At 70.9% G+C, this 8,284-nt stretch carries 7 protein-coding genes and 1 pseudogene; 3 read left to right on the top strand and 5 right to left on the bottom strand.

The genetic code is table 11. From position 1 onward, the window contains the following. Positions 1–293 precede the first annotated feature (293 nt). From lgt to CSC64_RS13510, 3 genes are read left to right on the top strand one after another with little or no spacing between them, the layout of a single operon-like run. Positions 294–1,187 (top strand): prolipoprotein diacylglyceryl transferase, encoded by an 894-nt coding sequence (gene lgt, locus CSC64_RS13500; RefSeq protein WP_162435851.1) that lies wholly within the window; start codon positions 294–296, stop codon positions 1,185–1,187. Then, on the top strand, positions 1,184–1,978 hold the full coding sequence (locus tag CSC64_RS13505) for a thymidylate synthase (protein WP_162435852.1): 795 nt from the start codon (positions 1,184–1,186) through the stop codon (positions 1,976–1,978). The genes lgt and CSC64_RS13505 overlap by 4 nt, the downstream gene beginning before the upstream one ends. Before the next feature lie 19 nt (positions 1,979–1,997). After that, the gene (locus CSC64_RS13510; RefSeq protein ID WP_162435853.1) at positions 1,998–2,504 is read left to right on the top strand and encodes a dihydrofolate reductase; all 507 of its coding nucleotides are present in this window, start codon (positions 1,998–2,000) and stop codon (positions 2,502–2,504) included. 175 nt (positions 2,505–2,679) lie between these two features. Here the strand turns inward: CSC64_RS13510 and CSC64_RS13515 are convergent, their stop codons facing one another. From CSC64_RS13515 to CSC64_RS13535, 5 genes and pseudogenes are all read right to left on the bottom strand, one after another. Continuing rightward, positions 2,680–3,531, bottom strand: coding sequence for a symmetrical bis(5'-nucleosyl)-tetraphosphatase (locus CSC64_RS13515; protein ID WP_162435854.1), 852 nt, complete (start codon positions 3,529–3,531; stop codon positions 2,680–2,682). A gap of 10 nt (positions 3,532–3,541) precedes the next feature. Beyond that, positions 3,542–3,928 carry a Co2+/Mg2+ efflux protein ApaG gene (gene apaG, locus CSC64_RS13520; protein ID WP_162435855.1) on the bottom strand — a complete coding sequence of 129 codons (387 nt, stop codon included), beginning with the start codon at positions 3,926–3,928 and terminating at the stop codon, positions 3,542–3,544. A gap of 215 nt (positions 3,929–4,143) precedes the next feature. After that, positions 4,144–4,935 carry a 16S rRNA (adenine(1518)-N(6)/adenine(1519)-N(6))-dimethyltransferase RsmA gene (rsmA, locus tag CSC64_RS13525; RefSeq protein WP_162435856.1) on the bottom strand — a complete coding sequence of 264 codons (792 nt, stop codon included), beginning with the start codon at positions 4,933–4,935 and terminating at the stop codon, positions 4,144–4,146. 189 nt (positions 4,936–5,124) lie between these two features. Beyond that, positions 5,125–6,531, bottom strand: a pseudogene (locus CSC64_RS13530) (sigma-54-dependent transcriptional regulator); the annotation flags it as partial. 77 nt (positions 6,532–6,608) lie between these two features. Further along, a complete protein-coding gene (locus tag CSC64_RS13535; RefSeq protein WP_162435858.1) occupies positions 6,609–8,210 on the bottom strand; it encodes a sensor histidine kinase in 1,602 nt (533 codons plus the stop codon). Between the last annotated feature and the right edge of the window lie 74 nt (positions 8,211–8,284).

The following is an 8,284-nucleotide window of genomic DNA, read 5'->3' on the forward strand; positions in this document are numbered from 1 at the left end:
ATCATTGCGCGGCCCCGGGAATGACCGCCCCACGCTCCTGTAGGAGCCTACTTCAGGGGGCGACCCGGTGGCGCCTGAGCGCAGCCACGTTCAACGCGAATCCCCTGTAGGAGCCCACTTCAGGGGGCGACCCGATGGCGCCTGAACGCAGCTACGTTCGACGCGAATCCTCCGGAGCGGCCGCGTCGAGCGCCGCTGCGTTCAGGCGCCACCGGGTCGCCCCCTGAAGTGGGCTCCTACAAAGGGTGCGTTGCGGTCGGGCACAATAGGGCGGTCATTCCCGGGGCCGCGCAATGATCGTCCTGCACCAGATCGACCCGATCGCCATCTCGCTGGGGCCGCTGCGGGTGCACTGGTACGGCCTGATGTACCTGCTCGGCTTCCTCGCCGCGTGGTGGCTGGGGCGGCGCCGGATCGGCCAGGGCCGCTTGCCCGGCGTGGATGCGAACGCCTTCGCCGACCTGCTGTTCTACGCGATGCTCGGCGTGATCCTGGGCGGGCGCCTGGGCTACGTGCTGTTCTACGCCATGGGCGAATTCCTGCGCGACCCGCTGATGCTGGTGCGGGTGTGGGATGGCGGCATGAGCTTCCACGGCGGCCTGATCGGGGTGCTGGTCGCGGCCTGGCTGTGGTCGCGCCGGCACCGGCTGCATTTCTTCGACACCATGGACTTCATCGCGCCGCTGGTGCCGCCGGGGCTGGGCTTCGGCCGGCTCGGCAATTACATCGGCGGCGAGCTCTGGGGCAAGTACACCGAGGCGGGCTGGGGCGTGGTCTTCCCCGGTGGCCTGCCGGAGCCGTATCGCGGGCTCGATCCGGCCGCGCTGAAGGCGCAGTTCGACGCCGGCGCGCTGGACGCCTTCGCGCGCCATCCCTCGCAGCTGTACCAGGCGGTGCTGGAGGGGCTGGTGATGTTCGCGGTGCTGTGGTGGTTCTCGGCCAGGCCGCGACCGCGCTACGCGGTGTCGGGCATGTTCGCGCTGCTGTACGGCGTGTTCCGCTTCATCGTCGAATTCGTGCGCGTGCCCGACGCGCAACTGGGCTACCTGGCCTTCGGCTGGCTGACCATGGGCCAGGTGCTGAGCCTGCCGCTGGTCGCGCTGGGCCTGTTCCTGCTGTGGCGCTCGCACACCGCGCCGGTGCTGCAGCCGCAGCCGGCCACGCCGGCACGGGAGGCGGGCAAATGAAGCAGTACCTGGACCTGCTGGGCCACGTGCTCGAACACGGCACCGGGAAGGCCGACCGCACCGGCACCGGCACCCGCAGCGTGTTCGGCTGGCAGATGCGCTTCGACCTGGCGCAGGGCTTCCCGCTGGTCACCACCAAGAAGCTGCACCTGCGCTCGATCGTGCACGAGCTGCTGTGGTTCCTGCAGGGCGAGACCAACATCGCCTACCTCAGGGACAACAAGGTCAGCATCTGGGACGAATGGGCCGACGCCGACGGCGAGCTCGGCCCGGTGTACGGCAAGCAGTGGCGGCGCTGGACCGGAAGCGATGGCAGCGAGATCGACCAGATCCGCTGGGTCGTGGACGAGATCCGGCGCAATCCGGATTCGCGCCGGCTGATCGTCAGCGCCTGGAACGTGGCCGACCTGCCGAAGATGGCACTGATGCCGTGCCACACGATGTTCCAGTTCTACGTTGCCGGCGGGAAGCTGAGCTGCCAGCTGTACCAGCGCAGCGGCGACATCTTCCTCGGCGTGCCGTTCAATATCGCCAGCTATGCGCTGCTGACCCACATGGTGGCGCAGGTTACCGGACTGGAGGTTGGCGACTTCGTGCACACGCTGGGCGATGCGCACCTGTACTCGAACCACTACGCGCAGGCGCGCGAGCAGCTGGCGCGCACGCCGCGCGCGCTGCCGCGGCTGCGGCTGGACCCGGGCGTGACCGACCTGTTCGCGTTCCGCTACGAAGACATCGCCATCGAAGGCTACGATCCGGCGCCGGCGATCAAGGCGCCGGTGGCGGTCTGAGCGCCGGGTGCGCGCGGCGATGAGGATCTCGCTGGTCGCGGCGCTGGACCGCAACCGCGCCATCGGCCGCGGCAACGAGCTGCCGTGGCGGCTGCCCGACGATCTGCGGCGCTTCAAGGCGCTCACCGTGGGTAAGCCGGTGCTGATGGGCCGGAAGACGGCGCAGTCGCTGGGTCGTGCGCTGCCGGGGCGGCTGAATCTGGTGCTGACCCGCGGTGGCGTGGTGCCGTTCGAGGGGATGCGTGCGGTGGCATCGCTGGACGAGGCGGTCGCCGCGGCGGCGGCGGAAGGTGCCGTCGAGCTGTGCGTGATCGGCGGCGGCGAGGTCTACGCGCTGGCGCTGGCGCGGGCCGACGTGCTGCACCTGACCCATGTCGACACCGTGGTGGAAGGTGCCGATGCGTTCTTCCCGGCGTGGGAGCCGGCGCAATGGCGAGAGGTGTCGCGCGAGGCGCATCCGGCCGATGCGAAGCACGCGCACGCCTTCGAGTTCGCCGAGTACCTGCGGCCAAGTGCCCCACAGTAATCCCCGGCGTCGCCCGTCGTGCCGCGTCGCGGTGTCGCCGTTCTTTTGTAGGAGCTGACTTCAGTCGGCGACACGACGACGCCGGCGATGCCGTCGTGATTCCGACTCCCGTGTCGCCGACTGAAGTCGGCTCCTACAGGAAGCCGTAGCAGGCGGGGCGTGCCCGCGTCCGGCCTCACTCCTTGCGCAGGTGCGGCGGGATCGCGGAGACATCGCGGCCGGGCACCTGCAGTACGCGCAGTTCCTCGCTGTCCAGCTGCAGGGCGGTGAGCCTGCCGCCCCACACCGCGCCGGTGTCGATGGCGTGGATGCCCTGGGTGAGGGTCAGGCCCAGGGTCGACCAGTGGCCGCAGACGATCTTCAGGTCGCGCTCCACGCGGCCGGGTGCCTCGTGCCACGGGTACAGGCCGGCGGCCTGGGTGCCGGGCGCGCCCTTCTCCTCGATCGCGATGCGTCCGCGCGGGGTGCAGTAGCGGGCGCGGGTGAACCAGTTGATGATCGCCCGCCAGCGGTCGTGGCCGCGCAGGCCGGTCGACCAGTTCGGCTTGTCGCCGTACATGTTGCGCAGCAGGCCGCGGTAGCCGTCGCCGCGCAGTTGCTGTTCCACTTCGGCGGCGTACTGCTCGGCGTCGCGCGTGGTCCACTGCGGGGCCAGGCCGGCGTGGACCATCATCCAGCCCAGCCGGCGGTCGGCGTGCACCAGCTTCTGCCGGCGCAGCCAGTCGAGCAGTTCGGCGCTGTCTTCGGCGAAGACCACGCGCTGCAGGTCGGGGTTGACCTTGCGCTTCTCCGCCGGCGCGCGCTCGCCGACGGCGAGCAGCGACAGGTCGTGGTTGCCCAGCACCACGATGCTGCGTTCGCGCAGCGAATGGACCAGGCGCAGGGTTTCCAGCGACTGGCCGCCGCGGTTGACCAGGTCGCCGCAGAACCACAGGGTGTCGGCGGCCGGGTCGAAGCGGATCTTCTCCAGCAGGCGCTGGGTGGCGTCATAGCAGCCCTGCAGGTCGCCGATGGCCCAGATGCTCATCGCGGCGGCCTCAGTGCAGGGTCCGCGGCACGGTCAGCAGGAACGGGGCGATCGGGGCGTCGAAGCGGGTGCCGTCGGCAGCCAGCATGTCGTAGCGTCCCTGCATCGCGCCGTCGCCGGTCTCCAGCACCACGCCGGAGGTGTATTCGTAGTCGTCGCCCGGGTCCAGCCAGGGCTGTTCGCCGACCACGCCGTCGCCGTGCACTTCCTCGGTGCGGCCGTTGCCGTCGGTGATGTGCCAGTGGCGGGAGACCAGGCGCGCGGCCACGCTGCCGCGGTTGTGGATGCGGATCGTGTAGGCGAAGACGTAGCGTCCCGCCTCGGGCTCGGACTGGTCGGCGAGGAAGCGGGGAGTGACTTCCACCTCGATCGCGTAGGGCGTGGATTCCTGCTGCATGCCGACAGTTTAAGCAAAAAGCGCGTGATGGCCGAAGAAACGGCCGGATCCCTGTAGGAGCCCACTTCAGGGGGCGACCCGGTGGCGCTGGAACGCAGCGGTGTTCAACCGGGTGTTCCCGGAGTGTCGCGATCAACGTGGTGCTGCTGGACGGCCTCGGGTCGCCCCCTGAAGTGGGCTCCTACAAAGGGGGAGCGGCGGCGCGGGAGGGGGCTTCAGTCCTGCGCGACGCCCTTCGCGTTCGCCAGGCGGATGAAGGCGGCGACGTCGATCTGCTCGGCGCGCGCATCGGCGCTTACGCCGGCCGCGGCGAACTGTGCCGCATCGCAGACACCGTTGAGCGCATTGCGCAGGGTCTTGCGGCGCTGGCCGAACGCGGCGCGGACCACGTCGGCGAAGCGCGCGCGGTCGTCGATGCCGACCGTGGCCGGGTCGCGCGGGACCAGGCGCACCACCGCCGAGTGCACCTTCGGCGGCGGCCGGAACGCGCCGGGCGGGACCACGAACAGCGGCTGCACCTGGCAGTACGCCTGCAGCATCACGCTCAGCCGCCCGTAGACCTTGCTGCCGGGCGCCGCGCCCATCCGGTCGACCACTTCCTTCTGCAGCATGAACACCATGTCGCGGATCGCGGCGGCATGGTCCAGCGCGTGGAACAGGATCGGCGAGGAAATGTTGTAGGGCAGGTTGCCGGCCAGCTTGAACGGCGTGCCGGCGGCCAGCGCGGTGAAGTCCACTTTCAGCACGTCGCGGTGGACGATGGTCAGCTCGCCGACGCCCTCGGCCATCGCCGCCAGCGGGCCGACCAGGTCGCGGTCGAATTCGATCACCGTCAGCGCGCCATGGCGGCGCAGCAGCGGCAGGGTGATCGCGCCCTGGCCCGGGCCGATCTCCACCAGCCGGTCGCCCGGCTGCGGATCGATGGCCTGGACGATGCGCTCGATGTAGGCGCGCTCGTGCAGGAAGTTCTGGCCCAGGGACTTCTTCGGCGCGTGGCTGGTGCTCATGCGCCATTATCGCCTTCGGCACCCCGCCGGCGCACCGCCCCTCTGTAGGAGCCCACTTCAGGGGGCGACCCGGTGGTGCCGGAACGCAGCGGCGTTCAACCGGGTGTCCCCGGAGTTCGCGATCAACGTGGTCTTGCCGGGCGTGCGTCGGGTCGCTCCCTGAAGTGGGCTCCTACACGGAGCCGGGCTTCAGTCCATGCCGAGCTTTTTCAGCTTGTAGCGCAGGGCGCGGAAGGTGATGCCCAGCTGCGCGGCGGTGCGGGTCTTGTTCCAGCGGTTCTCTTCCAGCGCCTTCTGGATCGCGGCGCGCTCGAGCTGCTCGATGTACGAGGGCAGGGCGCCGGTGCCCGGGTCCAGGTCGATCACCGCCTCTCCCTGCTGCGCCGGCGGCGGCACGGGAGCGGCGGCGAGGTCGGCGCCCGGCGCGCCGCCGCGCCCGGCGGCGGCTTGCGGCAGGTGCAGGTCGGCCTCGTCGATGCTGTCGCCCTCGGCCAGGGCCAGGGCGCGCTCGAGCACGTTCTCCAGTTCGCGCACGTTGCCCGGGAAGGGGTAGCCGGCCAGCGCGGCGACCGCCGCGGCGGTCAGTTCCGGCGCGGCACGGCCCTGGCCGGCGGACAGGCGCTGCAGGATCGAGCCGGCCAGCTGCGGCAGGTCGCCGGTGCGCTCGCGCAGCGGCGGTACCCGCAGCTCGATCACGTTGATGCGGTAGTACAGGTCGTGGCGGAAGCGGCCGTCGGCGACCAGGTTGCCCAGGTCCTTGTGCGTGGCCGAGAGGATGCGCACGTCCACCGGCACTTCGCTGGCCGCGCCCACCGGGCGCACCGATTTCTCCTGGATCGCGCGCAGCAGCTTGACCTGCATCGGCAGCGGCAGCTCGGCGACCTCGTCCAGGAACAGGGTGCCGCCACCGGCGGCCTGGAACAGGCCCGGCTTGTCGGCGTGGGCGCCGGTGAAGCTGCCCTTCTTGTGGCCGAAGAATTCGCTTTCCATCAGCTCGGCCGGGATCGCGCCGCAGTTGACCGGGACGAACGGCCCGGCCCCGCGCGCACCCTGCTCGTGGATGGTGCGGGCGACCAGTTCCTTGCCCACGCCGGACTCACCGAGGATGTAGACCGGAGCCTGGCTGCGGGCGACCTTGGCGATGGTGGCGCGCAGGGTATCCATCGCCGGCGAGTCGCCGAGCAGGCGGCTGGCCTGTTCCGGCGGCGGCGGCGGCGGCTTGGGCCGCTCGGCGTTGTTCAGTTCCAGCGCGTGGCGGACCAGGCCGCGCAGCACGTTGATGTCCACCGGTTTGCTGACGAAGTCGAACGCGCCGGCCTTCAGCGCCTCCACCGCCAGGTCCATGCTGCCGAAGGCGGTGATCATCGCCACCGGGGTCTGCGGGTGGTTGCGCGCGATCTCGCCGACCAGTTCGATGCCGCTGCCGTCGGGCAGGCGCATGTCGGTGAAGCACAGGTCGTAGGGATTGCGGGCGAGCAGTTCGCGCGCCTCGGACAGGTTGGCCGCGGTATCCACGCGCAGGCCCATGCGCCCCAACGTGAGCACCAGCAGTTCGCGGATATCGCGCTCGTCGTCGACGATCAGTGCACTGCGGGCCGGACTCATGAGGGAACGATAGCCGAACCGGGGGATCGGGGCCAAGCAGGCAGGACCCGGGCAGGACCGGCCCCGGCTCAGCCGGCAAGCATGCCGTTGGGCCCGGGCAGGGCGATCCGGAAGCAGGCCCCGCCACCGGGCACCGGCACGTACTCCAGGCTGGCCTGGTTGGCCCGGCACAGCTCGCGGGCGATGTACAGGCCCAGGCCGGTGCCGTGCTCGGAGGTGGTGAAGAACGGCCGGAACAGCTGCGCGGCCACGCCCTCCGGGATGCCCGGGCCGCGGTCGAGCACGTCCACCAGCGCGTTGCGCCCGTCCTGGAACACCCGCAGCCGCACCCGCGAGGGCTCGTCCATCAACCGCCCGTACTTGAGCGCGTTGTGGACCAGCGCGGTGAGGATCTGCTGCAGGTGCCGGGGGTCTACCAGCGTCGGCACCGGCTGGCCGGGCACGATCGCCTCGAGGCTGTCGGTCTCGATCGACAGGGTCTGCCGGTAGTCCTCGACGAAACGGCGCACGAACGCGCCCAGGTCGATGTTCTCCGGGTTGGCGCGCTCGCGCCGGGCCAGGCCGAGCACGCTCTCGACGATGCCGTTGGTGCGCAGGCACTGCTGGTGGATGATCTGCAGCAGGCGGCGGTCGGCGTCATCGACGTTGCGCGATTCCTCCAGCAGCTGCACCGCGTAGTTGATCGCCGCCAGCGGGTTGCGGATCTCGTGGGCCAGGCTGGCCGAGAAGCGGCCCAGCGTGGCCAGGGTCAGCGATTCGGCGCGGCGCGAGACCACGGTGGTGTCGTCCAGGAACACCAGGGTCAGGTCGCTGTCGGCCAGCAGCCGGGCGAAGCGCGGCTGCACCTCGGGCTGGTCGGGGAACAGTTGCAGCGGGGCATCGTCCACCTGCCAGCCGTTGCGCCAGCGCTGCAGGCGCCGGGCCAGTTCCGGCGCCATGCTGTTCAGGCCGGCGGCCAGGGCGTCGCTGCCGCCGTCGCCGAGCAGCAGCGAGGCGGCCTCGTTGGCCAGGGTGATGCGGTTGTTGGCGTCCACCACCAGCACGCCGGTGCGCATGCGGCGGATGATCAGCTCGTTGATCTCCACCAGGTTGGCGACTTCGGCGGTGCGCTTCTCGGCCAACTGCTCGCTGGACCGGGCGCGCTGGCCGATCCGGTAGCCCAGCCAGGCCAGGGCCAGGTAGCTGGTGATGAACATCGACAGCTCGGCCAACGAGCGCGGCGCGGCGCCGGAGGACAGGGCCGACCAGACGAACTCCAGCCCCAGGGCCAGGCTGGCCAGCACCGCCACCGTCAGGCCGTAGCGCAGCGGCAGCAGCATCGCGGCGGCGGCGACGTTGAACAGCAGCATCATCGCGATGCCCGCGGCGACCCCGGGCAGGGCATGGGTGGCCAGGGTCAGGGCGAGGATGTCGATGCAGGCGCCGCCGAACACCAGGATCGGCAGGTGGCGTTCGGACCGCCACAGCAGCAGGATCAGCGCGGCCACCATGTAGGCGATCGCCACGCCCCGGCCCAGCGCAGGGTCGCGGGCCTCCCCGACCAGCTCCGACAGCGGGCTGAACACCAGGCCGGCGATGATCCCCGCCTCGAGTACCCGGTACAGGCTGAAGAAGTACAGCTCGCGCCGGGGGATCGATTGGATGCGGTCGATGAGCGGGGCGTGGGGCAAGCCGGGGCTCCGGTGGCGCGGCCGGCCCAGTATGCGGGTGGCCGGGGGCGGGCTTCCAGCGGCGGGCCCGGTGG

The organism is Pseudoxanthomonas koreensis (assembly GCF_010093225.1).
In the GTDB taxonomy this organism is placed as follows: domain Bacteria; phylum Pseudomonadota; class Gammaproteobacteria; order Xanthomonadales; family Xanthomonadaceae; genus Pseudoxanthomonas; species Pseudoxanthomonas koreensis.

Excerpts from the sequence above, each read along its gene's own strand:
- rsmA (WP_162435856.1), bottom strand. The coding sequence starts at position 4,935 with ATGAGCACCAGCCACGCGCCGAAGAAGTCCCTGGGCCAGAACTTCCTG.
- CSC64_RS13515 (WP_162435854.1), bottom strand. The coding sequence starts at position 3,531 with ATGAGCATCTGGGCCATCGGCGACCTGCAGGGCTGCTATGACGCCACC.
- CSC64_RS13505 (WP_162435852.1), top strand. The coding sequence starts at position 1,184 with ATGAAGCAGTACCTGGACCTGCTGGGCCACGTGCTCGAACACGGCACC.
- lgt (WP_162435851.1), top strand. The coding sequence starts at position 294 with ATGATCGTCCTGCACCAGATCGACCCGATCGCCATCTCGCTGGGGCCG.
- apaG (WP_162435855.1), bottom strand. The coding sequence starts at position 3,928 with ATGCAGCAGGAATCCACGCCCTACGCGATCGAGGTGGAAGTCACTCCC.
- CSC64_RS13510 (WP_162435853.1), top strand. The coding sequence starts at position 1,998 with ATGAGGATCTCGCTGGTCGCGGCGCTGGACCGCAACCGCGCCATCGGC.